Origin of the sequence: Rhodococcus sp. 05-340-2 (genome assembly GCF_002258915.1) — a bacterium.
GTDB lineage: Bacteria > Actinomycetota > Actinomycetes > Mycobacteriales > Mycobacteriaceae > Rhodococcoides.
In genome coordinates, this window is record NZ_NOYU01000042.1 from 399,064 (window position 1) to 422,641 (window position 23,578).

General features: G+C 65.3%; 23 protein-coding genes and 2 tRNA genes. 13 read left to right on the forward strand and 12 right to left on the reverse strand.

Annotated features, from left to right (window positions below; genetic code table 11):
• Positions 1-123 precede the first annotated feature (123 nt).
• Both malQ and fdhD read left to right on the forward strand, forming a co-directional pair.
• A complete protein-coding gene (gene malQ, locus CH271_RS27035) occupies positions 124-2,331 on the forward strand; it encodes a 4-alpha-glucanotransferase (protein ID WP_179274642.1) in 2,208 nt (735 codons plus the stop codon).
• Positions 2,332-2,365: 34 nt separating this feature from the next.
• The gene (gene fdhD / locus CH271_RS27040) at positions 2,366-3,211 is read left to right on the forward strand and encodes a formate dehydrogenase accessory sulfurtransferase FdhD (RefSeq protein WP_094635563.1); all 846 of its coding nucleotides are present in this window, start codon (positions 2,366-2,368) and stop codon (positions 3,209-3,211) included.
• Here the strand turns inward: fdhD and CH271_RS27045 are convergent.
• Positions 3,188-3,835 carry a CoA transferase subunit B gene (locus tag CH271_RS27045; RefSeq protein WP_037193144.1) on the reverse strand — a complete coding sequence of 216 codons (648 nt, stop codon included), beginning with the start codon at positions 3,833-3,835 and terminating at the stop codon, positions 3,188-3,190. The two genes, fdhD and CH271_RS27045, sit on opposite strands and share 24 nt — an antisense overlap.
• Positions 3,832-4,581, reverse strand: a complete 750-nt coding sequence (locus CH271_RS27050) for a CoA transferase subunit A (protein WP_179274629.1) — start codon at positions 4,579-4,581, stop codon at positions 3,832-3,834. Before CH271_RS27050 ends, CH271_RS27045 begins: the two co-directional genes overlap by 4 nt.
• Before the next feature lie 108 nt (positions 4,582-4,689).
• On the opposite strand from CH271_RS27050, the gene pcaH reads away from it, so the two are divergent.
• Genes pcaH through CH271_RS27080 form a run of 6 tightly spaced genes read left to right on the forward strand, consistent with a single transcriptional unit; the run spans position 4,690 to position 10,610 of the window.
• A complete protein-coding gene (gene pcaH / locus CH271_RS27055; protein ID WP_094635564.1) occupies positions 4,690-5,406 on the forward strand; it encodes a protocatechuate 3,4-dioxygenase subunit beta in 717 nt (238 codons plus the stop codon).
• Entirely contained in the window at positions 5,399-6,037 is a 639-nt protein-coding gene (gene pcaG, locus CH271_RS27060) for a protocatechuate 3,4-dioxygenase subunit alpha (protein WP_094635565.1), read from the forward strand. The genes pcaH and pcaG overlap by 8 nt, the downstream gene beginning before the upstream one ends.
• Before the next feature lie 23 nt (positions 6,038-6,060).
• Entirely contained in the window at positions 6,061-7,410 is a 1,350-nt protein-coding gene (gene pcaB, locus CH271_RS27065) for a 3-carboxy-cis,cis-muconate cycloisomerase (protein WP_094635566.1), read from the forward strand.
• Positions 7,407-8,588, forward strand: coding sequence for a bifunctional 3-oxoadipate enol-lactonase/4-carboxymuconolactone decarboxylase PcaDC (gene pcaDC, locus CH271_RS27070; RefSeq protein WP_094635567.1), 1,182 nt, complete (start codon positions 7,407-7,409; stop codon positions 8,586-8,588). Before pcaB ends, pcaDC begins: the two co-directional genes overlap by 4 nt.
• Positions 8,585-9,406 carry an IclR family transcriptional regulator gene (locus CH271_RS27075; protein WP_094635568.1) on the forward strand — a complete coding sequence of 274 codons (822 nt, stop codon included), beginning with the start codon at positions 8,585-8,587 and terminating at the stop codon, positions 9,404-9,406. The genes pcaDC and CH271_RS27075 overlap by 4 nt, the downstream gene beginning before the upstream one ends.
• Positions 9,399-10,610, forward strand: a complete 1,212-nt coding sequence (locus CH271_RS27080) for an acetyl-CoA C-acetyltransferase (RefSeq protein ID WP_094635569.1) — start codon at positions 9,399-9,401, stop codon at positions 10,608-10,610. The genes CH271_RS27075 and CH271_RS27080 overlap by 8 nt, the downstream gene beginning before the upstream one ends.
• A 4-nt stretch (positions 10,611-10,614) precedes the next feature.
• On the opposite strand, the gene CH271_RS27085 is transcribed toward CH271_RS27080, so the two are convergent.
• Both CH271_RS27085 and CH271_RS27090 read right to left on the reverse strand, forming a co-directional pair.
• Positions 10,615-12,504 carry a sugar phosphate isomerase/epimerase and 4-hydroxyphenylpyruvate domain-containing protein gene (locus CH271_RS27085; RefSeq protein WP_094635570.1) on the reverse strand — a complete coding sequence of 630 codons (1,890 nt, stop codon included), beginning with the start codon at positions 12,502-12,504 and terminating at the stop codon, positions 10,615-10,617.
• On the reverse strand, positions 12,501-13,388 hold the full coding sequence (locus CH271_RS27090; protein WP_094635571.1) for a shikimate dehydrogenase: 888 nt from the start codon (positions 13,386-13,388) through the stop codon (positions 12,501-12,503). Before CH271_RS27090 ends, CH271_RS27085 begins: the two co-directional genes overlap by 4 nt.
• Positions 13,389-13,498: 110 nt before the next feature.
• Here CH271_RS27090 and CH271_RS27095 point away from each other — a divergent pair, with 110 nt between their 5' ends.
• The 3 genes from CH271_RS27095 (at position 13,499) to CH271_RS27105 (ending at position 16,535) form a co-directional block, all read left to right on the forward strand.
• The gene (locus CH271_RS27095) at positions 13,499-14,176 is read left to right on the forward strand and encodes a TetR/AcrR family transcriptional regulator (RefSeq protein ID WP_052047858.1); all 678 of its coding nucleotides are present in this window, start codon (positions 13,499-13,501) and stop codon (positions 14,174-14,176) included.
• Positions 14,177-14,355: 179 nt separating this feature from the next.
• Positions 14,356-15,714, forward strand: a complete 1,359-nt coding sequence (locus tag CH271_RS27100; protein ID WP_094635572.1) for an MFS transporter — start codon at positions 14,356-14,358, stop codon at positions 15,712-15,714.
• 8 nt (positions 15,715-15,722) lie between these two features.
• Complete coding sequence (locus CH271_RS27105) at positions 15,723-16,535, forward strand: N-acyl homoserine lactonase family protein (RefSeq protein WP_256986564.1); 813 nt, start codon at positions 15,723-15,725, stop codon at positions 16,533-16,535.
• Between the two features lie 77 nt (positions 16,536-16,612).
• Here the strand turns inward: CH271_RS27105 and clpX are convergent, their stop codons facing one another.
• The 6 genes from clpX to CH271_RS27130 form a co-directional block, all read right to left on the reverse strand.
• A complete protein-coding gene (clpX, locus tag CH271_RS27110; RefSeq protein WP_027497577.1) occupies positions 16,613-17,893 on the reverse strand; it encodes an ATP-dependent Clp protease ATP-binding subunit ClpX in 1,281 nt (426 codons plus the stop codon).
• Positions 17,894-17,979: 86 nt separating this feature from the next.
• On the reverse strand, positions 17,980-18,126 hold the full coding sequence (locus CH271_RS29055; protein ID WP_179274630.1) for a hypothetical protein: 147 nt from the start codon (positions 18,124-18,126) through the stop codon (positions 17,980-17,982).
• 64 nt (positions 18,127-18,190) lie between these two features.
• Positions 18,191-18,832, reverse strand: a complete 642-nt coding sequence (locus CH271_RS27115) for an ATP-dependent Clp protease proteolytic subunit (RefSeq protein WP_008715342.1) — start codon at positions 18,830-18,832, stop codon at positions 18,191-18,193.
• A gap of 47 nt (positions 18,833-18,879) precedes the next feature.
• A complete protein-coding gene (locus tag CH271_RS27120) occupies positions 18,880-19,512 on the reverse strand; it encodes an ATP-dependent Clp protease proteolytic subunit (protein WP_032379221.1) in 633 nt (210 codons plus the stop codon).
• A gap of 100 nt (positions 19,513-19,612) precedes the next feature.
• Entirely contained in the window at positions 19,613-20,992 is a 1,380-nt protein-coding gene (gene tig / locus CH271_RS27125; RefSeq protein ID WP_037193166.1) for a trigger factor, read from the reverse strand.
• Positions 20,993-21,104: 112 nt separating this feature from the next.
• A tRNA-Pro gene (locus CH271_RS27130) sits at positions 21,105-21,178 on the reverse strand.
• 169 nt (positions 21,179-21,347) lie between these two features.
• On the opposite strand from CH271_RS27130, the gene CH271_RS27135 reads away from it, so the two are divergent.
• Positions 21,348-21,421: transfer RNA gene (locus tag CH271_RS27135), tRNA-Gly, on the forward strand.
• Positions 21,422-21,530: 109 nt separating this feature from the next.
• The gene (locus tag CH271_RS27140; protein WP_094635573.1) at positions 21,531-22,307 is read left to right on the forward strand and encodes a hypothetical protein; all 777 of its coding nucleotides are present in this window, start codon (positions 21,531-21,533) and stop codon (positions 22,305-22,307) included.
• Here the strand turns inward: CH271_RS27140 and CH271_RS27145 are convergent.
• Positions 22,304-23,098 (reverse strand): Fpg/Nei family DNA glycosylase, encoded by a 795-nt coding sequence (locus CH271_RS27145; RefSeq protein WP_037193168.1) that lies wholly within the window; start codon positions 23,096-23,098, stop codon positions 22,304-22,306. The genes CH271_RS27140 and CH271_RS27145 overlap by 4 nt on opposite strands.
• Entirely contained in the window at positions 23,099-23,578 is a 480-nt protein-coding gene (locus CH271_RS27150) for a ribose-5-phosphate isomerase (protein WP_037193169.1), read from the reverse strand.

Below are 23,578 nucleotides of genomic sequence, written 5' to 3' on the forward strand. Positions count from 1 at the left end.
TGTTCTTACCGTTCGCCGAGTCAGACTACCCAGCGCACGGCGTTTCAATCCTGGCAGTCGAGCTACCGGGCCCGCCGATCGTTCGATTCGCACCGATGGCAGGTGAACAACGTCCCGGCCGGCATGACGCGGGCGCAGCGAACTGGCACGATCATCGATGTGGACTACTCGCAGGCACTTCGCTCTCTCGCCCGACGCCTCGGCACATCGACCTCGTACCGAGGCTGGGACGACACCGAACACGAAGTGAGCGACGACACCCTGCGTCAGGTGCTCGCCGCACGCGGCTACGCAACCGAATCCACCGAGGACGTCGACCGCGCTCTTGCCGACATCGAGAACGCGCCGTGGCGGCGCTTGCTTCCGCCTGTGGTGGTGGCCACGCAGGGCACCGATGCCGTGGTGTGGGTGCATGTGCCACACGGCAATCCGGTCGAGGTCTCGATGGTCTCCGAGGAGGGTGAGACCATCGAGGTGGCCCAGGCCGACGTCTGGGTCGATCCCCGGGAGGTCGACGGCCGCCTCATGGGTCGCGCCACGTTCGTCGTTCCGGGTAATGCACCGCTCGGTTGGCACAGCCTGACCGCGACGACCATCAGCGAGGACAACACGGTCCGAACATCGGACGCGGTCGTGGTGGTCACTCCGAAGTCGTTGTCCCCCAATGCAGAACTGGCAGACCGGCAGCGGACGGGTTTGCTCACCCAGTTGTACTCGGTGAGGTCGAGACGATCGTGGGGAATCGGCGATCTCGGCGATCTCGAGGACATGGCCGACATCGCCGGCCGCGAGCACGGGTTCGACTACCTCCTCGTCAATCCGCTGCACGCCGACCGACCCACCACACCGGTCGAGGCGTCGCCCTATCTGCCGACCACCCGCCGGTTCTTCAACTCGCTCTACATCCGAGTGGAGAACATTCGTGAAACCGCGCTGCTGTCACCGGAACAGTTCGGCAAGGTCCAGAAAGCGGCGAAGCGGTTCGACAAGGCCAACAAGCGAACCGGAAAGCTGAACAGAGACTCGACCTTCACGGCGAAACTGCGTGCCCTGGAACGTGTTCACAAGGTGGAACGGAGCCCGGCGCGCGAATCCGCATTCCGCGCGTTCGTCGAACGCGAGGGTTCCGGACTGCGCGATTTTGCGGTGTGGAGCGCCCTGGCGGAGAAGTTCGGACCCGAGAATTCGGCCTGGACCGACAAGGCAGCACACCCGCGGACCGACTTCGTGCTCGAGCAGCGCACCAAGCTCGCCGAGCGCATCGACTTCCACATGTGGCTGCAGTGGATCTGCGACGAGCAGTTGGCAGCCGCGCAACGCTCGGCACTCGATGCGGGGATGGACATCGGCATCATGCACGACCTCGCCGTGGGCGTTGCGCGCGGTGGAGCCGATGCCTGGGCTCTGGGTGACGTGTTGGCGTCGGGAGTCACGGTGGGCGCGCCGCCGGACAACTTCAACCAGCAGGGCCAGAATTGGAACCAACCCCCGTGGGATCCGGACCGGCTCCGCGAACTCGCGTACGTCCCCTACCGCGACATGCTGCGCACCATCCTTCGTCATGCCGGCGGCATCCGCGTCGACCACATCCTGGGCCTGTTCCGCCTGTGGTGGATTCCACAGGAGGCCGAGAATGCCGGCGGCGGAACGTATGTCGAGTACGACCACGAGGCTCTGATCGGCATCCTGGCCCTGGAGGCCGAGCGCGCAGGCGCAGTGGTGGTCGGTGAGGACCTCGGTGTCTTCGAGCCGATGGTGCAGGAGTACCTCACCGAACGCGGCATCTTCGGCACCTCGATCCTGTGGTTCGAGGCCGACGAATCGGGGCCGATCCCGCCGGAGAACTACCGCACTCTGTGTCTGACGTCGGTGACCACGCACGATCTGCCGCCCACGGCCGGTTATCTCGACGGCGAACACATCGACCTGCGATCACGTCTCGGCCTGCTCGAGCGCGATATCGATTCCGAGAAGGAGGTCGAAGCGCGCAAACGTGAGGCAGTTCTCGACATGGCGCGCGAGCGCGGATTGCTCGGCGCCGACGCCGACAACCACGACACGGTGGAAGCTCTGCATCGCCTCGTCCAGCGCAGTCCATCCCTGCTGATCGGTGTCGCTCTCGTCGACGCTGTCGGAGAACACCGCATTCAGAACCAGCCCGGTACCGACGAAACCCAGTACGAGAACTGGAAGATCCCGTTGGCCGACGCGAAAGGCAAGCGAGTGCTCGTCGACGATCTCGTCGATCACCCCCGCATGGTCTCGTTGGTGAGCGCAATGGCCCACCGAGTCGACGGCCCGAGAACGCCGGGGTCCACAATCGAAGAATGAGTCACCGAAGTCACCGCGAATCGAGCCGATACTGATGGGCCGCATCACCACCCGCAGGCCCGTCGTCCGACTCCGAGGTGAGCACCGCGTCGAACGCCCCGACACCCTCGTGGTGGAGGAGCCGCTCGAGTTGCGGGTGAACGGCGCAGCGCTGGCCGTCACCATGCGCACTCCCGGACACGACGTCGAGCTCGTTCACGGCTTCCTGCTGACCGAAGGTGTGATCGCCTCGGGAGCCGACATCGCAGCGGCTCGTTACTGCGACGGAGTCGACGACGAGGGCGCGAACACCTACAACGTCCTCGATGTCACCCTGGCCGAGGGAGTCGCTCCGCCGGAGACCGGCGTCGAACGGAACTTCTACACGACGTCCTCGTGCGGGGTGTGCGGCAAGGGGTCGTTGGACGCAATTCGTTTGCGCACCCAACACTCCCCCGTGGCCGATTCCGTCGTCGTGACGTCGGCAACTCTGTCCGGGCTACCCGACACGCTGCGCGCTGCGCAGAAGGTCTTCGACACCACCGGCGGTCTGCATGCCGCAGCCCTGTTCACCGCAGACGGCGAGATGCTTGTTCTGCGTGAGGATGTCGGACGCCACAACGCCGTCGACAAGGTCGTCGGCTGGGCGGTGACCAACGATCGGATTCCGCTGCAGGGCACGGTGCTGATGGTCAGCGGCCGCGCCTCGTTCGAATTGGCTCAGAAGGCGGTGATGTCCGGAATACCGATTCTCGCGGCGGTCTCGGCCCCGTCCTCGCTCGCGGTCGACCTCGCGACCGAATCCGGCCTGACGGTCGTCGGCTTCCTCCGCGGTCGGTCGATGAACATCTACTCACACGCCGACCGCGTTCTCGTCTCAGAGGGCAGCGTCGACCAGTAGTTCGGCAGCGGTCGCGTTCCTGACCTCGTCCACGGACACACCGGGCGCGGTCTCGACGAGACGCAGCCCGTTCGCGGTGACGTCGAGAACGGCCATGTCGGAAATGATCCTGTGCACGCAGCCCTTCCCGGTGAGCGGCAGGGTGCAGCGCTCGACGATCTTCGGCTCACCCTTGCGAGAGACGTGCTCCATCATCACGATGACGCGTCGCGCTCCGTGCACCAGATCCATCGCGCCACCCATCCCCTTGACCATGTGCCCGGGGATCATCCAGTTCGCCAGATCACCGGTGGCGCTGACCTGCATCGCCCCCAGTACCGCGACGTCGACCTGACCGCCACGGATCATTCCGAACGACTGTGCGGAATCGAAGTAGGACGCACCGGGAAGGACCGTGATGGTCTCCTTGCCCGCGTTGATGATCTCGGCGTCGAGTTCGTCCTCGGTGGGATACGGTCCGACGCCGAGCACTCCGTTCTCCGAATGCAGGATCACCGAGACGTCGGTGGGGATGTAGTTGGGTACGAGAGTCGGCATGCCGATGCCGAGATTGACGTACTGACCGTCGCTGAGTTCCTGCGCCACCCGAGCCGCCATCTGTTCGCGGGTCATCTTCTCGCTCATGCTCGTACCGTCCTCTGCTCGATGCCGACCTCGACCGGTCCGACATGGACCACCCGCTGCACGTGAATACCCGGGGTGTGCACCTCGTCGGGTCCGATCTCGCCCGGCTCGACGAGATGCTCGACCTGCGCGACGGTGATGCGCCCCGACGCGGCGGCAGGCGGATTGAAGTTTCGGGCACTGGCGTGGAACACCAGGTTGCCGTGGCGGTCGCCCTTCCAGGCGTGCACGAGCGCGTAGTCGGCGACGATTCCGCGTTCCATCACGTAGGTGACACCGTCGAATTCACGGGTTTCCTTGGGCGGACTGGCCAGTGCGATCCCGCCGCTGCCGTCGTACCGCAGCGGCAATCCGCCGTCTGCGACCTGAGTTCCGACCCCTGCGGGCGTGAAGAACGCCGGTATGCCGGCACCGCCTGCTCGCAGTCGTTCGGAGAGGGTGCCCTGCGGGGTCAATTCGACTTCGAGTTCGCCGGAGAGATACTGCCGCGCGAACTCCTTGTTCGAGCCGACGTACGAACTGATGGTCCGGCGAATGCGGTGGTGTGCCAACAGCACTCCCAAGCCGAATCCATCCGTTCCACAGTTGTTGCTGATGGTTTCCAGATCGGTCGCGCCCTGGGCGAGTACGGCGTCGATGAGGATCTCCGGCACTCCGACCAATCCGAATCCGCCGACGGCAATCGACGATCCGTCGGGAATGTCCGCTACGGCTTCGGTGGCGCTGGCCACGACTTTGTCCAACATGAGACGCACGTTACCGCATATTGTGCGGAATATGAACAGGTTGCCACAATGCGAACATCTCGCTATTCTGGCTGTTGCGTAGATCACCACAATCGTGAGGAACCTTCGATGCTTCATCTCCCGCCCGAGTATCGGGATCAATCGGGGGTCCATGCCCCGCTCGACTTCCCCGAGTATCGGACCACCGCCCTTCGGCATCCCGCTCAGCCGCTGACCCTGCTCCCCCAGCGACTCACCGAGATCACCGGACCGGTGCTGGGCGAGGGACGCGTCACCGCCGCCGACTCCGACCTCACCCTGGCGAACAACGGTGAGGCACAGGGGCAGCGGATCATCGTGCACGGCCGCGTGCTCGACAGCGACGGCAAGGCGATTCCGAACACTCTCGTCGAGGTATGGCAGGCCAATGCAGGCGGCCGATACCGGCACGCCGGTGACCGGTGGCCTGCACCGCTCGATCCGCACTTCAACGGCAACGGTCGTGTACTCACCGATGCCGCGGGCAGGTATCGATTCACCACGATCAAGCCGGGCGCGTACCCCTGGGGCAACCACCACAACGCGTGGCGGCCCGCCCACATTCACTTCTCCTTGTTCGGCCAGGCGTTCACCCAACGACTGGTGACTCAGATGTACTTCCCGGACGACCCCATGTTCTTCCAGGATCCGATCTTCAACGCCGTGCCCGAGGACTCGCGTGCTCGAATGATCAGCACGTTCGATTACGAAGCGACACAGGAAAACTGGGCCCTCGGATTCCGATTCGACATCGTGCTGCGCGGCCGAAACGCAACCCCCTTCGAGGAGGACGACCACGATGACTGATCCCGAGTTCGCCCCGCGCTACCCGGTGAACGCAGGTGCCGACTTCGGTACCGCACCGTTCGGCCAGACCCCGTCCCAGACAGTGGGCCCGTACGTTCACATCGGATTGCTGTGGCCCGACGGTGAGAGCGTGGTCCCGCAGGGCACCGACGGCGAGATCACCGTGTCGTTCACCGTGGTCGACGGAGCCCGAAACCCCATGTCCGACGCCATGATCGAGACCTGGCAGGCCGACGGCGACGGCCGGTTCGATCACCCCGATGATCCGCGCGGCGCAGTGCCGTCGCGCACCGCAGGCTTTCGCGGCTTCGGGCGAGCGTTCGCCGACGAGACCGGAACGATGGCGATCACGACGATCAAGCCGGGGCCGCTGCCCGCCGAGAACGGTGCCGTCGAAGCGCCGCACATCGACGTCGCAGTCTTTGCCCGTGGAATGCTGGATCGAGCCGTGACACGAGTGTATTTTCCCGACGAAACCGAGGCCAATGCGGTCGATCCGGTGTTGTCCGCCATGCCGGAGCACAAGCGTGCCAGACTCGTCGCAGCATCGGTGCACGGCGGATATCACCTCGACATCGTGCTGCAGAACACCGATCCGGACGGCGACGAGACTCCGTTCTTCGCGCTGTGACACACGATTGGCGAAAGGGGACGATGGAATCCGAACGAGGGGCACTGTTCGATCCGACGTTCGGTAGCGACGAGGTTGCGCCGTTCGTGGGCGACCGGGCCTGGGTGACAGCGATGTTCGCCGTCGAGGCGGCGCTCTCCCGGTCCGCAGTCTCGGTCGGTCTCGTCGACGCCGGTCACGCCGAGGTCATCACCACTGCTGCGGCCGAACTCGGGGCGCAACTGGACATCGCGAGGCTCGGAGTGGATGCGGCGGCCGGGGGCAATCCGGTGATCCCGCTGGTGAAGATCCTTCGGAACGAGGTGGCCGAGGCCGGGGTTCCTGCCACCGCAGTACATCCGGGGGCCACCAGCCAGGACGTCATGGACACCGCACTGATGCTCGTCTGCCGCGATGCACTCGGTGTCATCGAGGCCTCGCTCGACGCTGCGAGTGCCGCTGCGCGAGGTCTCGCCCTGGCCCACCGGACCACCCCGATGGCGGCCCGCACTCTCGGCCAGCAGGCATTGCCCACCACCTTCGGCCTGGTGGCTGCGAACTGGTTCTCGGGGCTGTGCCGTGCGCGGACCAGGGTTGCTGCCGTTCGACGCGCGTGCACCGTCCAGTACGGCGGAGCTGCAGGCACTCTCGCGGCCGTGCATCCACACGGACCGGCCATTGCCGCGGCGCTTGCCGTCGAACTGGGCTTGGCTCGACAGACCGCGCCCTGGCACACCGACCGCACCGCAATAGCCGACATCGCGTGCTCCTTGGGCATCGCGGCAGGAACGATCGGCAAGATCGCCGCGGACATCGTGGCGATGTCCGCCACCGAGCTGGGCGAGGTCTCGGAGGACGCGCCGGGTGGATCGTCGGCGATGCCGCACAAGCGCAATCCGGTTGCCGCCGTCACGGCTCGCGCCGCGGCCCGGCGGGTCCCGGGTGCGGTGGCGACGGTGCTGTCGAACATGGACCACGAACACCAGCGCGCCGCGGGAGCGTGGCATGCCGAATGGGAGACCATCACCGATCTGCTGCGCCTCACCGGTGGTGCCGCTCATCGACTCTCGCAGAGCCTGAGCGGGTTACACGTACATCCCGAAGAGATGGCCCGAAATCTGGACGCAACGGGCGGCGCTCTGCTCGCCGAACGTGTCACCGCGGCATTGGCAACGCACACCGAGCAGGCCCGGGACATAGTCACCGCGCGATGCGCGGTGGGAGCCCCTCTGGACAGCGACCCTGCCATCACGGCATTTCTTCCACCGTCGACGGTGCGCGAACTACTCGACCCGGCCGCGTATCTCGGCCACGCACCCGAACTGGTCGACGCGATCCTCGCGGAGCATGCCCTCGACACCGAACACACCACAGAATCGAAGGATTCACGATGACCGTCGCACTTGCACACGAACGCACCGAGGGGCCCGGCCCCGACGCGGAGACCGTCGTGCTGATCGGATCGCTCGGCTCGGATCGATCGATGTGGAACCCACAGATCGGAACGCTCTCCGCCTCCGTTCACGTTCTCTCCGTCGACCTTCGCGGGCACGGACGGTCTCCGGTCCCACCCGGCCCCTATTCGGTGAGCGAACTCGCCGAAGACGTTGTGGCACTGCTGGATTCACTCGATCTGGCCCGTGTGCACATCGTCGGACTGTCCCTCGGCGGCGCGGTCTCGCAGTGGATCGCCATCCATCGCCCGGAGCGAGTGCGGACACTGACATTGCTGTGCACCTCGGCGAAGTTCGGCGAGCCGGCACAATGGCTCGAACGAGCCGCCGCTGTCCGAGCGGCGGGAACGGCGTCGGTGGCCGACGCCGTACTCGCGCGCTGGTTCACCCCCGAACTGGCCGATCGCGACACCGATCTCGTCGACCGGCATCGCCGAATGATCGTCGATACCTCGGACGAGGGCTACGCAGCATGTTGTGAGGCGTTGTCGGACTGGGATTCTCGTTCGGATCTGAGCCGAATCACCGCTCCGACCCTGGTGATCGCGGGACTGCAGGATCCCTCGACCACCCCCGCGGACCTGAAGATCATCGCCGACGGCGTCGCCGGATCGACGTTCCGGGTACTCGACCCGGCCGCGCATCTGGCCAACGTCGAACAAGCCGGACCGGTCACCGCGGCCGTTGCCGCACACATCGGATCGGATGCGTATGCCGTCGGACGCGCAGCGGCCCACGATGCCGGAATGGCGGTGCGGCGCAGCATCCTCGGCGATGCGCACGTCGACCGCAGCATCGCCGCACGAACCGATTTCACCGCACCGTTCCAGGATTTCATCACCCGCACCGCATGGGGTGACATCTGGAATCGCCCGGGACTCGATCACCACACCCGCAGACTGCTGACCCTGGCCATCCTGACGGCCGTGGGCAATCAACACGAACTCGACATGCACATCCGGGCGGCCCTACGAGCAGGCACCGCGCCGGACACCCTCGCGGAGGTGTTCCTGCACACCGCGGTGTACGCGGGAGTTCCGAACAGCAACAGCGCATTCGGTCTCGCGAACGCGGCCATCGCCGAGACCTCGGCCGAGACCGAACCGGGTACCTCGTGAACTCCGCGGAATCGCCGCCGCCGTCCTCGGACTACGTCCAGTCGCTCGGTCGTGGTCTTGCGGTGATCCGAGCCTTCGACGCCGAGCATCCGCGCCGAACTCTCTCCGATGTCGCCCGAGCAACCGACCTCACCCGGGCCACGGCCCGGCGTTTCCTGCTCACACTCGTCGAACTCGGCTACGTCCGTACCGACGGCTCGATGTTCTGGCTCACCCCACGAGTGCTCGAGCTCGGCTACAGCTATCTGTCCAGCCTGTCGCTCCCGGAAGTCTCGGGGCCACACCTCGAGGCTCTCGCCGAACGGGTTCGCGAGTCGTCCTCGGTCTCGATTCTCGACGGCGACGACGTGGTGTACGTCGCCCGTGTTCCGGTCAGCCGCATCATGACCGTCGGCATCAACATCGGCACCCGGTTCCCCGCGTTCGCGACATCGATGGGTCGTGTGCTGCTGGCCGGACTGCCTGCCGAGGAACTCGCGGCCTACCTCGATCGGGTGCGCTTGACACCTCTCACCGGCAAGACGATCACCACCGCCGATGCGCTCGGACGCGAACTCGCACGAGTGCGGAGCGAGGGCTTCTGTCTGGTGGATCAGGAACTCGAAGAAGGACTGCGGTCGATCGCCGCACCCATCCACGACAACAACGGCGTGGTTGTCGCCGCAGCGAACGTCTCGACTCAAGCTGCGCGTCATTCCGCCGATGCAGTCCGCACCGAACTACTCCCGGCTCTGCTCGACGCCACCCGCGCGATCGAAATCGACCTGCTCCGGGTGAGCACCGGTCCCAACGACAAGCGAGGAAACACCCATGCCTGACGCCGTGATCTGCGAACCCCTTCGAACACCGGTCGGCCGCTTCGGCGGTCAGTTCCGAGACATCTCCGCCCAGGCCCTGGCCAGTACGGTCATCTCCGAGCTCGTTGCCCGAACAGGCATCTCCGGTGCCGACATCGACGACGTCATCCTGGGTCAGGCGTCCCCCAACGGTGATGCACCGGCGATCGGACGCATCGCCGCACTCGATGCCGATCTGGGTATCGACGTCCCCGGGATGCAGGTCGACCGCCGCTGCGGCTCCGGGCTGCAAGCGGTACTGCAGGCGTGCATGCAGGTGCAATCCGGGGGCAACGATCTGGTTCTGGCCGGCGGTGTCGAGAGTATGAGTCAGACCGAGTTCTACGCCACCGGCATGCGGTGGGGCGTCAAGGCCGAGGCGGTGGCCCTGTCCGACCGACTCGCCCGAGCGCGAGTGACCGCGGGCGGCAAGAACTTTCCGGTACCCGGTGGCATGATCGAGACCGCAGAGAACCTGCGCGCGGAATTTTCCATCAGCCGCGCCGATCAAGACGCACTCGCAGTCCAGTCCCACCGACGTGCAGTGGCCGCACAGAACAGCGGTGTGTTCGCGGAGGAGATCGTGGGAGTGTCGGTCCCCCAACGCAAATCGGATCCGATGCTCGTCACCACCGACGAGCATCCACGGGCAGACACCACCGTGGAGTCACTGGCGAAGCTGAAGGCGATCCGCGCGTCGGTGGACCCGGAGTCCACCGTCACCGCAGGCAACGCCAGCGGACAGAACGACGGCGCCGCGATCGCGATCGTCGCCACCCCGGAAAGAGCTGCCGCGCTCGGCCTTCGGCCGCTGGCGCGATTGGCCGGCTGGGGCGTGGCCGGCGTTGCCCCACGGACGATGGGCATCGGACCGGTCCCGGCGAGCGAGAAGGCGCTCGGGCGGCTCGGACTGAGTCTCGACGACATGGGCGTCATCGAACTCAACGAAGCGTTCGCCGCTCAGGCTCTCGCCGTCACCCGGTCGTGGGGCATCGAGTCCGACGATCCGAGGCTGAACCCACACGGTTCCGGCATCTCGCTCGGCCATCCCGTCGGTGCCACCGGTGCCCGCATCCTGGCAACGCTGCTGCGCGAAATGGACCGACGAGAGGTCCGCTACGGACTCGAGACGATGTGCATCGGCGGCGGCCAGGGACTTGCTGCAGTGTTCGAGCGAATCGGCTGATCGATCAGGACTGCAGTTGCGCCGCCAGTCGCACAGCCGAATTGGTCTCCCCGTAGCCCTCGTAGCCACCCACTCGCTGGACCACCTCGAAGAACAGGTCGTCGCCCACGGTTTCGGTGAAGAAGTGGAAGAACTCACCGCCGGTCGCGTCCGCGTCGTACAGGATCCCGAGACGCTGCATCGCCTCCAGCGTCTCGGAGCCGAGCCCGAATCGCGCGTCGAGGTCGCGATAGTAGTTGGGCGAGATCCGGAGCGGGGTGAGGCCGCGTTCGGTCGTGGCTCGCGCGGCGGCGTAGATGTCCTCGCACCCGAACGCCACATGTCCGACGCCTCCGCGCCGGGCCGCGGGCAGAGGGTCCGAGTCGGACGGGCGGCCGGGAACCATGTTGAGCGAGAGCCTGATCGTGCCGTTGGCGGTGACGAGTGTGAGTGCTCGGCTACGTACCAGGCCGATCGCGTCGACGACGTCCTGGCCCTCGTGTGGCACCATGCCGAACACCGAGCGCAGCAGCAGCATCACGCCGTCCCAGCTCTCGGCGGGCACGGCGAGTGCGATGTGATCCACGTGGGAGACGCACGCCCGGTTCTCCTCCACGACCCTCGGCACCAGATCGAATGCCGATTGCCAGGCACCCGCGCTGTCGCGGGTACGTAGGTCCAGCGACGTCGCACCGGTCACGGCCAGGCGCACCACTGCATCGGTCGCGTCTGCCACACCGGGCATCGAGACGGTGGACGCGGTGACTCCCAGTGCGCGTGCCCGAGTCAGCCACAGATCCGGTCGTTCGCTGCGAATCCCGATCTGCGCCAACGCCGGTAGGTGAGCCGGGACGCCCGGTGCGGTCCACAGCGTGTCCACCGTGGTGTCGACGGCGACGGCCAGCGGACCCTGGGTGAACAGGCTCAGTCCGTGTTCGCTGTGTGCTGCGGTCAGATCGAAGCCCAGGTGCCGCAGTGTGGTGCCCAGCTGCGCTGCCTTCGCCGGCCCTGCCGCGATCCGCAGGGAGACGACGTTCTCGATCGGGCCCGGCGGTGGCGGTGCGAACAGATCGTTTCCGGCAGAGGGTGTTTCGACGCTGCGCACCTGCTCCTGGAGGTACAGCAGCGACCGATGCGCGTCGGATGCCGTGCGGCCGGTGTCGGAGTGGCGGAAGACGTCGTTGAAGATTTCGAGTGACCACGGGCCGGAATACCCGGAGGCCGCGACATCGGCACCGAAGCGCGCCAGATCGAAGCTGCCCTGACCGGGGAAGCATCGGTGATGCCTGCTCCACTGCAGTACGTCCATCACCAGGTGCGGGGCATCGGCCAACTGGAGGAAGAAGATCTTCTCGCCGGGGATCTCGCGAATACCCGCGGAATCGTCACCGCGGGAGAGGATGTGGAAGCTGTCCAGGCACGTTCCCAGCGCGGGATGATCGACCTGCCGGACGATGTCCCAGGCGTGGCGGTAGGTGTTGACGTGGGCACCCCACGCCAACGCCTCGTACGCGAGTCGCATTCCGCGCCGATGCGCACGCTCGGCAAGGGTTGCCATCTGTTCGACCAGCAGGGCGTCGTCACGGACGGCACCTACCAGCGGCGAGGAGCAGACCAACAGCAGATCGCACCCCAGCTGTTCCATCACGTCGAATTTGTGTTCGGCGCGAACGAGGTTGCGGGCGAACTGGTCCGGGTCGGCCGAATCGGCGTCGCGAAAGGGCTGATAGAGATCGAGGGTCAAACCGAGGTCGGCTGCCTTCTTCGCAATGTCCTCGGGAAGGTCAGGTGAGCTGATCAAGTCCGGCTCGAACACCTCGAAGCCGTCGAACCCGGCGTCTGCGATGGCGCGCATCTTCTCGTCCAGCGAACCACTGAGCGATACCGTGGCCACCGATGTGGCGATGTGCTTCATGCGAGAGCACCTGCGGTCGCACGATCCTCCAGTGCGATCAGCGAGCTCATGTGGGCGATCATGCGATCGGCGTCGGCGGTGCGTCCGGTGAATATCTCGAAGGCGTCGGCGGCCTGGAACACCGCCATTCCGGTTCCGCTGAGCGTTCGGCATCCAGCTCGTGATGCGGCAGCGAGCAACTCGGTCTCGGCGGGTCGATACACGACCTCGGCGACCCACATGCTCGGATTCAGGAGTGCCTCGGGCACAGCAGATCCGGGATGCTCCACCATTCCGATCGGGGTGGCGTGCACCAGCCCGGTTGCCGTGTCGAGAACGGTGGCGAGCCGGTCGAGGCCCGCCGAGAGGATCTCGACGTCCGGGAACATCGCCGACAGGGAATCACGAAGTTGTTGCGCCCGAAGCGGATCGGCGTCCACGAGAGTGAGCCTGCCTGCGCCGCGGCGGGCCATCGCGTAGGCAACTGCTGCACCCGCTCCCCCGGCACCGAGTTGCACCACGTCACCGATGTCGGCACCGGGTAGGCCTCGGCCAAAGTTGCGATCGAATCCGGACCAGTCGGTGTTGTGGCCGACGGCTCGGCCGTCGGCGAACACCACGGTGTTGACGGCTCCGAGTCGGGCTGCGTCCTCGGAGAGCGCGTCGAGAGTGGAGATGACGCGTTGCTTGCACGGGTGCGTGATGTTGAGTCCTCGAAATCCGAGGTCTGCGGCGGTCGAGACGAGACGGGGCAGGTCCAGGACGGTCAGTCCTCGGCTGTCCAGATCGATGATTCGGTACTGATAGGTCAGCCCGTGCTCGGCGCCCTCCCGTTCGTGCATCGCGGGCGTGAGCGACTTGCCGATACCCGTCCCGATCAGTCCGCAGAGCAGGGATTCCGGCATGTCGATCTCCTCGAGCCTTAATGTACGAATTGGTGAATTAGCTCGACGGTACTACGCGTCCGCCTCGCGCCCAACCCTTTCGCCGGAATCGGCGCCGATAGAGTTGATCCATGGCTCCGCGCGCAACCGACACGTCCGACGACACCAGCGGACCCACCGTCAAACGTCGACGCAACAGCGACCTGACCCGGCACAACATCCTCGAGGTGGCCACCGAGGAGTTCGCGGACAAAGGATTTGCAGGGGCGCGCATCGACGAGATCGCCCAGCGCACGCACACGACCAAGCGGATGTTGTACTACTACTTCACCGACAAGGAAGGCCTGTACAAGGCCGTTCTCGAGCGGTCCTACCTGCGCATTCGTGAGCGGGAGCGAGACGTCGACGTCGAGGGCCTCGGACCGATCGAAGCCATTCGCGCCATCGCATCACTGACGTTCGACCACCACGAGGAGAATCCCGACTTCATCCGCCTGGTCTCCACCGAGAACATCCTGCGCGGCGAACACATCTCCACGTCCGAGGCATTGAGCAACCTCGGCAATCCCGCTGCGGAACTGCTGTCGAGGATCCTGACCCGAGGACAGGCCGACGGGGTGTTCCGAACGGATGTCGATGCCCTCGACGTGCACATGACGATCAGCAGCTTCTGCGTGTTCCGGCTGTCGAACCGGTACACCTTCGAGGCCCTCTTCGGCCGCGACCTCACCGATCCCCAGCATCGCGAGCGTCTGCGCTCGATGCTCGGGGACATGATCATCGCGTTCCTGACCTCGCCTTCTCGCTGATATTCACGCCGTCTCGGTAGGTCTCGTCACTTCAGGGGTTGACACGTGGCATGGATCACGTTCACTATTCAGAGGCACCCGGTGTTAACCGTTTAGTACATTAGCGGTCCGATCGCCGTAGAACGCGTCGTCGACCAGCGCCTAAGCTCCCCCGCCTCACGAAGAGAGACACGAGAACGATGGATTCGCACAACCCTGGCACCCACCCGACGCCGCTTCGCCCCGGGGCGAACCCGCGTAAAGCGGCGACCGCCGCGTGGGTCGGAAGCGCCCTCGAGTACTACGACTTCTTCATCTACGGCACCGCAGCCGCACTCGTCTTCGGCCGCGTGTTCTTCCCGGGCTCCAACCCGGCGACCGGAACCCTGCTGGCCCTGGCCACCTTCGGCGTCGGCTACCTCGCACGTCCGCTCGGTGCCCTGGTCCTCGGCCACATCGGTGATCGCTACGGACGCAAGAAGGTCATGGTCGCCACCGTCCTGCTGATGGGTATCGCCACCCTGGGCGTCGGCGTCCTGCCCTCCTACGAATCCATCGGCATCGCCGCGCCCATCATCCTGGTGCTGCTTCGGTTGTGCCAGGGATTCTCTGCCGGCGGTGAGCAGGCCGGAGCGAACTCGATGACGCTCGAACACGCCCCGGACAACAGGCGCGCGTTCTTCACCAGCTTCACCCTCAGCGGCACCCAGGGCGGACAGATCCTCGCCACCGCGGTGTTCCTGCCCGTCGCCATGCTCCCCGAGGAAGCGCTGCTCAGCTGGGGTTGGCGAATCCCGTTCTTCCTCAGTGCCTTCGTCGTCGTCGCCGCCTTCGTGATCCGCCGCTCGCTCGACGAGACCCCGGTCTTCGAGGAAGAAGTGGCCTCCAACGAACCGCAGCGCCTGCCCGTGACCGAGCTGCTCAGCGAGCATCGACCGGCCGTGGTCCGCGTCATGCTGGCCGCCATGATCGCCTCCGTCAGCACCATCTTCACCGTCTACGCCCTGTCCTACGCCGTGAACACCGTCGGCCTCGAACGCACCCCCATGCTGTGGGTCGGCGTTCTCGCCAACGTCGTCGCACTCTTCGCGTTGCCCTTCTTCGGCGCCCTGTCGGATCGCATCGGACGCAAGCCGGTGTTCCTGTTCGGCTCCATCGGTTGCGCGATCCTGATGTTCGGCTACCTGTGGTCCATCTCGAGCGGCAACTACGTCCTCATCTTCGTCTTCGGCATCGTGATGTTCGGATTCGTGCACAGCGCCACCGGCGGCGTCTGGCCCTCGTTCTACGGTGAGATGTTCCCGGCCCGGGTTCGCCTGACCGGAACCGCGCTGGGAACCCAGATCGGTTTCGCCATCGCAGGATTCGCGCCGACCATCGCAGGGGCGATCGCCGGAGCCGAGGTCGGTGCGTGGCTGCCCGTCGCGATCGTCACCGCGGTCTTCTGCACCATCAACGTCATCATCGTCGCGACTTCGAAGGAGACCTTCCGTACCCCCACCGACGAGCTCGGTGTCCCGACCCGCACCACCGACAGCGCACGCGTCGCGTCGATCTGACCGAGATCGTGATCGACGCACTTCGACCTGCAGCGGCGGGCACCTGGACGGTGCTCGCCCTGCAGTATGCCGGCCGAACAGCATTGCGCAGCAATCTCTTTCACCAACGTGACGAGCGCAGCACCGAAAACCAGGCGGTGGCCTACTACGTGTGGCTCGCCCTGTCGGACACCCGCACGGTGCTGATCGACGCCGGACTTTCCCCCGCCACAGCAGAATCGATGGACGGGCTCGACTATCACGGGTCACCCATCGACCTGCTCGGCGAACTCGGCCTCACACCGAACGACATCGGCACCTGCATCCTGACCCATCTGCACTACGACCACACCGGGGTCGTCGCGGAACTTCCGACCGCGCGATACGTGGTGCAGCGCAAAGAGCTCGAATACTGGACCGGGCCGTGGGCCGCCCGCATCACCCGAGAACAGTGGTTGCACTCGGGAGCCGACACCGAACACATCGAATCCGCCGATCGAGGCGCTCGGCTCGACCTCGTCGACGGCGATCTGGACCTGTTTCCCGGGCTGTCCGTTCACGCGGTCGGGGGACACACCGCAGGCATGCAGGTGGTCAGGGTGAACACCGAGCGTGGCCCGGTGGTGTTGGCCTCCGACGCCAGTCATTTCTACGAGAACATCGAGGACGACAGCCCGTTCGCGATCCTGCATGCTCTGCCGGACATGTACGGGGCCTTCGACCGAATCCGGGAGCTCGCCGCGGGCACCGGCATCGTCGTACCAGGCCACGATCCACTGGTTCGACGCCGATTTCCCGCCGTGCCCGACGCACCGGGCGCGCACGCGGTGATCATCGGCTGAACACAGCGAGAAACGACAAATCCCCGACCTCGCGATGAGGTCGGGGATTCGTCGTTCAGCTGATGGATCGGCGCGTGTCAGGCGGACTTGTCGCGGCGCTCCGGACGCTCGGGCTTGCGCGGCACGATGGTCGGCAGCACGTTGTCGTTGACGGTCTCGGCAGTCACGACGACCTTCTCGACGTCGTCGCGGCTCGGGATGTCGTACATCACCGGGAGCAGAACTTCTTCCATGATGGCGCGCAATCCACGAGCACCGGTTCCGCGCAGAATCGCCTGGTCTGCGATTGCCTCGAGGGCCTCGCTGGTGAACTCGAGCTCGACGCCATCCATGTCGAACAAGCGGCGGTACTGCTTGACCAGCGCGTTCTTCGGCTCGGACAGAATCGTCACGAGCGATTCCTTGTCCAGGTTCGTCACCGACGCGATCATCGGCAGTCGACCGATGAACTCGGGAATCAGACCGAACTTGATCAGATCCTCGGGCATCACCTCGGCGAAGTGATCCTGCGTGTCGATCTCGGCCTTGGAGCGAACTTCGGCTCCGAAGCCGAGCCCGCGCTTACCGACCCGATCGGACACGATCTTCTCGAGTCCGGCGAATGCGCCAGCGACGATGAAGAGCACATTGGTGGTGTCGATCTGGATGAACTCCTGATGCGGATGCTTGCGACCGCCCTGCGGCGGCACGCTGGCCTGGGTCCCTTCCAGGATCTTGAGCAGCGCCTGCTGCACGCCTTCGCCGGACACGTCGCGCGTGATCGACGGGTTCTCGCTCTTGCGCGCGATCTTGTCGACCTCGTCGATGTAGATGATGCCGGTCTCGGCGCGCTTGACGTCGTAGTCCGCGGCCTGGATCAGCTTGAGCAGGATGTTCTCGACATCCTCGCCCACGTAGCCGGCCTCGGTGAGGGCGGTGGCGTCGGCGATGGCGAAGGGCACGTTGAGCATCTTGGCCAGGGTCTGCGCGAGGTACGTCTTTCCACACCCCGTCGGTCCGAGCATCAAGATGTTCGACTTCGCCAGTTCGACGGATTCGCCTCGCACGTCGCGCGCCTTGTCACCGGCCTGGATGCGCTTGTAGTGGTTGTAGACCGCAACGGCCAACGTGCGCTTGGCAGCGTCCTGACCGATCACGTAGTTCTCGAGAAAGTCCTTGATCTCGGAGGGCTTGGGGAGGTCGTCGAGCTTGACTTCGCTCGATTCGGCCAATTCCTCTTCGATGATCTCGTTGCAGAGGTCGATGCACTCGTCGCAGATGTACACCCCTGGTCCAGCGATGAGCTTCTTGACCTGCTTCTGGCTCTTGCCGCAGAAGGAGCACTTCAGCAGATCGCCACCGTCACCGATGCGTGCCATTCGGAGGTTCCTACTTCCTTGTCCGCGTACGACCCACGCCGACCGGGTGTGGCCGAAACCTTCGTGGGCTACTTCTCGGTCTGTCGTCATGCCGACTTCGGTCGACCGAGTTCTTGGATGCGACGGTACCCGTGTTCGCCGAACATGGGCGGGTTGTTTCCGGTGATTCGCCACCCGATTTCGCCGAATGCAGCATTCGGGTCCTCGATCGCGACCGCCGGGCGGAGTTTCACACTCACACCCGGCGTCGGAATCTTCTGCCGGACCGATCCGGTCCGACCGGTGGTACTCGCTCTGCTACTTCTGGGCGGAGAGCTTGCGGTACTCGAACACGGTGTCGATGATCCCGTAGTCCTTGGCCTGCTCTGCGGTGAGGATCTTGTCGCGATCGGTGTCCTTGCGGATGACGTCGGGATCCTTGCCGGTGTGGCGGCCGAGAGTGGTCTCCATGAGTCGACGCATGCGCTCGATCTCGGCGGCCTGGATCTCCAGGTCGGACACCTGGCCCTGAATGCCACCGCTCGAGGGCTGGTGAATCAGCACGCGTGCGTTGGGCAGTGCTGCACGCTTACCGGGAGTACCGGCGGCGAGCAGGACGGCGGCGGCAGACGCGGCCTGGCCGAGGCAGACGGTCGCAACATCGGCGCGGACGTACTGCATCGTGTCGTAGATCGCCATCAGCGAGGTGAACGAGCCACCGGGCGAGTTGATGTACATGGTGATGTCACGGTCGGGATCGAGTCCCTCGAGCACCAGCAGCTGTGCCATGACGTCGTTGGCGGACGCGTCGTCGACCTGGACGCCGAGGAAGATGATGCGCTCCTCGAACAGCTTGTTGTACGGGTTCGATTCCTTCACGCCGTAGCTGGAGTGCTCGACGAAGGACGGCAGGATGTATCGGGAGGACGGCAGCTGATTGGGGTCGAACAGGTTTGTCATCGTTTCTCCAAGATGTAAGTGATCGAGGGTCGCCGGGAGCGGCCGAATTACTCGCCGATTCCGCCGGCCTGCTGCGCGCGGCTGACGACGTGGTCCACGAACCCGTATTCCTTGGCTGCTTGCGCGGTGAACCACCGGTCGCGATCGGAGTCCTCGGTGATCTGCTCGACGGTCTGGCCGGTGTGCTGAGCGATGAGCTCGGCCATCTCACGCTTGGTGTGCGCGAACTGCTCGGCCATGATGGCGATGTCGGAGGCGCTGCCGCCGATTCCGGCCGAGGGCTGGTGCATCATGATGCGCGCGTGCGGCAGCGCGTAGCGCTTGCCCTTGGCTCCGGCCGAGAGCAGGAACTGACCCATCGAGGCAGCCAGACCCATTCCGTAGGTCGCGATGTCGCACTCGGCAAATTCCATCGTGTCGAAGATGGCCATACCCGCGGTGACCGAGCCACCGGGCGAGTTGATGTACAGCGAGATGTCGCGGGTGGCATCCTCGGCGGAGAGCAGCAGGATCTGCGCGCACAACTTGTTGGCGATGTCATCGTCGACCTGGGTACCGAGGAAAATGATGCGGTTTTGAAGCAGACGCTCGTACACGGAGTCGCTGAGATTCAGGCCTGCTGCGGCCGAAGTCATGACGGGACTCTGCTCGTGCGAAGCCGCCGGATTCTGAACAGTCACGGTACCTGCCTTTTCATAACAAATCGTTGGTTCCTGACACAGACACTAACGAAAGACGGCGGCTCCGGAGTCCCGGAACCGCCGTCGTTCGCTGTGAGCGTTACTTCTCTTGTTCGCCCTCGGAAGAATCTGCTGCTTCGACCTCGTCGGGAGCATCGGCGGGGCTGCCGAACAGCTCGGCCGTGTCGACGCTCGCACCGTTGGTGTCGGTCACGGTGACGCGCTCGACGACCGATGCGAGGGCCTTACCGCGCTTGACGTCTGCGAAGACGGCACCGAGCTGGTTGGCCTGCTGCACCTGCTGAATGAACTGCTCGGGCGGCATGCCGTAGCGCTGCGCCTGGAAGATGATCCGCTCGGTGAGCTCTTCCTGCCCGACCTGTGTGTTCTCGGCCTCGGCGATCGCATCGAGAAGGAGCTGGGTACGCACCGACTTCTCGGCACCTTCCTTGACGTCCTTGTCGAATTCCTCGCGGCTCGAACCCTGCGATTCGAGCAGCTCGGCGAGCGCTTCCTCGTTGTGGTCGAGGCCGTGGATGGCCTCGTGCACCTGGGAATCGACCTCTGCCTTGACGACGGCCTCGGGAGCCGGGATGTCGAGGGTCTCGAGCAGCGTCTCGAGCACCTTGTCGCGGATCTGACCGGCCTGCTCGACCTTCGCGACTCGCTCGACGCGCGTCTTCAGATCGGCCAGCAACTCGTCGAACGTGTCGAACTCGCTGGCGAGCTGAGCGAACTCGTCGTCGGCCTCGGGCAGCTCGCGCTCCTTGACGGACACGACCTTGACCGTGACGACAGCTTCCTTGCCCGCGTACTCGCCGGCGACCAGGGTGGAGGTGAACTCCTTCGACTCGTCGGCCGAGACGCCGATGATCGCGTCGTCGAGTCCCTCGATGAGCTGGCCGGAGCCGACCTCGTGGGACAGTCCGCTCGCGGTTGCCTCTTCCACGTTCTCGCCGTCGACAGTGGCCGAGAGGTCGATCGAGACGAAGTCACCGGACTGGACCGGGCGATCGACACCGGTCAAGGTGCCGAAGCGCTGGCGCAGCGACTGCAGCTGCTCGTCGACGGCCTCGTCCTTGATCTCGAGCGGATCGACGACGACGCTGATGGTCGAGTAGTCGGGCAGATCGATCTCGGGACGCACGTCGACCTCGGCGGTGAACGTGAGCTCGGTGCCGTCCTCGATCTTGGTGATCTCGATCTCGGGCTGGCCGATGACCTTGACCTTCTCGTTGGTCACGGCCTCGGAGTAACGGGAGGGAAGAGCGTCGTTGACGACCTGCTCGAGAACTGCCCCACGGCCGACGCGCGCTTCGAGCAACTTGGCCGGAGCCTTGCCGGGACGGAAGCCGGGGAGGCGGATCTGCTGAGCCAAAGCCTTGTACGCGCGGTCGAAATCAGGCTTGAGCTCCTCGAAGGGCACCTCAACGTTGATACGGACTCGCGTCGGGCTCAGCTGCTCGACGGTGCTCTTCACGGAACATGCTCCTTCTGGTAATTCTTGCTTGCTGGTGGTGCTTACGGTGCTGGCTTGCGGTCTTACCTCGCTCGCCGCGAACACGGCGAACCGTGCCTGCGGCCCTCATTTGTCGGGGTGACAGGAATTGAACCTGCGACCCTCCGCTCCCAAAGCGGATGCGCTACCAAGCTGCGCCACACCCCGTCGTACCCACACCATTGAACAGCAACCGATAGTAGCCCCTCATCGGCGCCCCACCGAAGGCGTTCGGCCGAACCTGCGCGGCATGCCGGTTTGGAATCCGGCAGCGGCGTTGGGTACAGTCTTGAAACGCAGGCGACGGAACTGGCGATCCCACGACTGTTGTTTGCACGCCGATGTAGCTCAATGGTAGAGCCCCTGTCTTCCAAACAGGCTACGCGAGTTCGATTCTCGTCATCGGCTCCATCGAGAAGCCCCGCACTGTCAGTGCGGGGCTTTTTCGTGTCCGCGTACCCTGGACGGTGTCCGAATTGTCCGTACGAACCGGGCATGCACCGTCGGCGGAAGGCCCGCAGTGGAAATAGTCCTGATCGTTCTCGTCGTCGCCGCAGTGGCCCTACTGGTGCTGCGAAGCAAGAAGAACTCGGCCGCAGCGGCCGAAACCGCCCTGGCCGACGCGAAGGCCGATGCCCGCCAATCGATCGAACGCCTCGGCGGGCAGGTCTACAACCTGATCGGCACCGACACACCGTCCAAGCAGGCCCTGGCCGACGCGTCCGAGCGCAACATCGCTGCCGGTTCGCAGATCGACCAGGCCACTACCCCCGAACAGGCTCGACTGGCCAAGCAGACAGCGCTCGAGGGGCTCTACTACATCCGCGCCGCGCGCCTGGCGATGGGAATGGACCCGGGCCCGGAGGTGCAGGGCATCGACGGCCAACAGCAGGCGGGTCGAGTCACCGAGGATCGCAAGGTCGACTTCGAGGGCCGTGAGATCGCGGCGTCACCGGATCCGTCCGATCGCACCCCGAACTACTACCCGGGTGGCCGAGTCGCGGGCCGACCGGTGCCCGCAGGCTGGTACTCCGAGCCGTGGTGGCGGCCGGCCCTGGTCGCCGGCGCATGGGGAATGGGCTCGATGTTCCTGTTCTCGGCCATGTTCTCCGGCATGGCCGGAGTGCCCGACGAAACCGCAGCCGGCGGGGACATGGGAGCCGACGGTTCGGACGGGGGTTCGGGCGACGACATGGGCGGCAACGAGGAATACGGCGCTATGGACGACGGCGGCGGCGGCGGCATGTTCGACGGTGGCGGCGACTTCGGCGGCGGAGGCGACTTCGGCGGGTTCTAGGTCGCCTGACACACGGGGCACCAGAACAGGTTTCGCGCCTGCATCACCGAGTGCAGGATGTCTGCTCCGCACACCCGGCAGGGATATCCCTGCCTGCGGTAGACGTACGAGCGTGGCCGTCGTGCACCGTAGGTGTCGCCGTGATCGTCCTCGGGCCGAATGGTGATGATGCGACCGCGTCGAACACCGATCTTCATCAGCTCGACGAGGTCGAACCAGATCGCGTCCCACTCGGATCGGTCGAGGTCTTTGCCCGGTCGCATCGGGTTGATCTCGTGGCGGAACAGAATTTCGGCGCGGTAGACGTTTCCGACACCGGCCAACACTTTCTGATCCATCAGCAAAGTGCCGATTGCTGTGCGCGACTTGGAGATTCGCGCCCATGCCCCATCCGGGTCGGCGTCCTTGCGCAGCGGGTCCGGCCCCAGGCGCGCCACCAGGGCGTCGACCTGCTCCTCTGTGTAGATCTCACAGGCCGTGGGTCCGCGCAGATCGGCACCGTACGTCTCCCCCACCATGCGCAGCCGCACGGCACCCACCGGATCGTTGAGCGGCACAGCCTGTTCGGTGAACTTTCCGTACAGGCCGAGATGGATGTGCACGATCAGATCGGACTCGTATCGGTGCAGCAGGTGCTTGCCCCAGGCCTCGGCCTTCTCCAGTACGAGACCGTCGATCAGCGCGGCACCGGAAGTGAAGCGCCCCTGTGGGCTGCTTGCCTGGACCGGTGCCCCGCCGAACCGTCGTTGATGCAACCGAGCCAGTCGGTGCAGGGTGTGCCCCTCGGGCACCTACTCGGGCTTTCCCGGCACGACGGGTGCCTCGCCGCTGCGCTCGTACTCGGACAGGATGTCGATGCGGCGCTGGTGGCGCTCCTCGCCCGAGAACGGCGTCCCCAGGAAGGCGTCGACGATGGCGAGTGCTTCGGGGAGGGTGTGCATGCGGCCACCGATACCGATGAGCTGGGCGTCGTTGTGCTCGCGGGCCAGCTTGGCGGTCTCGACGCTCCACGCCAGCGCGCAGCGTGCGCCCGGCACCTTGTTGGCAGCGATCTGTTCGCCGTTTCCGGAACCGCCGAGCACCAGGCCGCGGCTGCCCGGGTCGGCGACGACGCGGCGTGCTGCGTCGATGCAGAATGCCGGGTAGTCGTCGACGGGGTCGTAGTCGAAGGCACCGCAGTCGACGGGCTCGTGCCCGGTCGCCGTCAGGTGTTCGATGATCTGATTCTTGAACTCGAGGCCGGCGTGGTCGGCACCCAGGTATACGCGCAT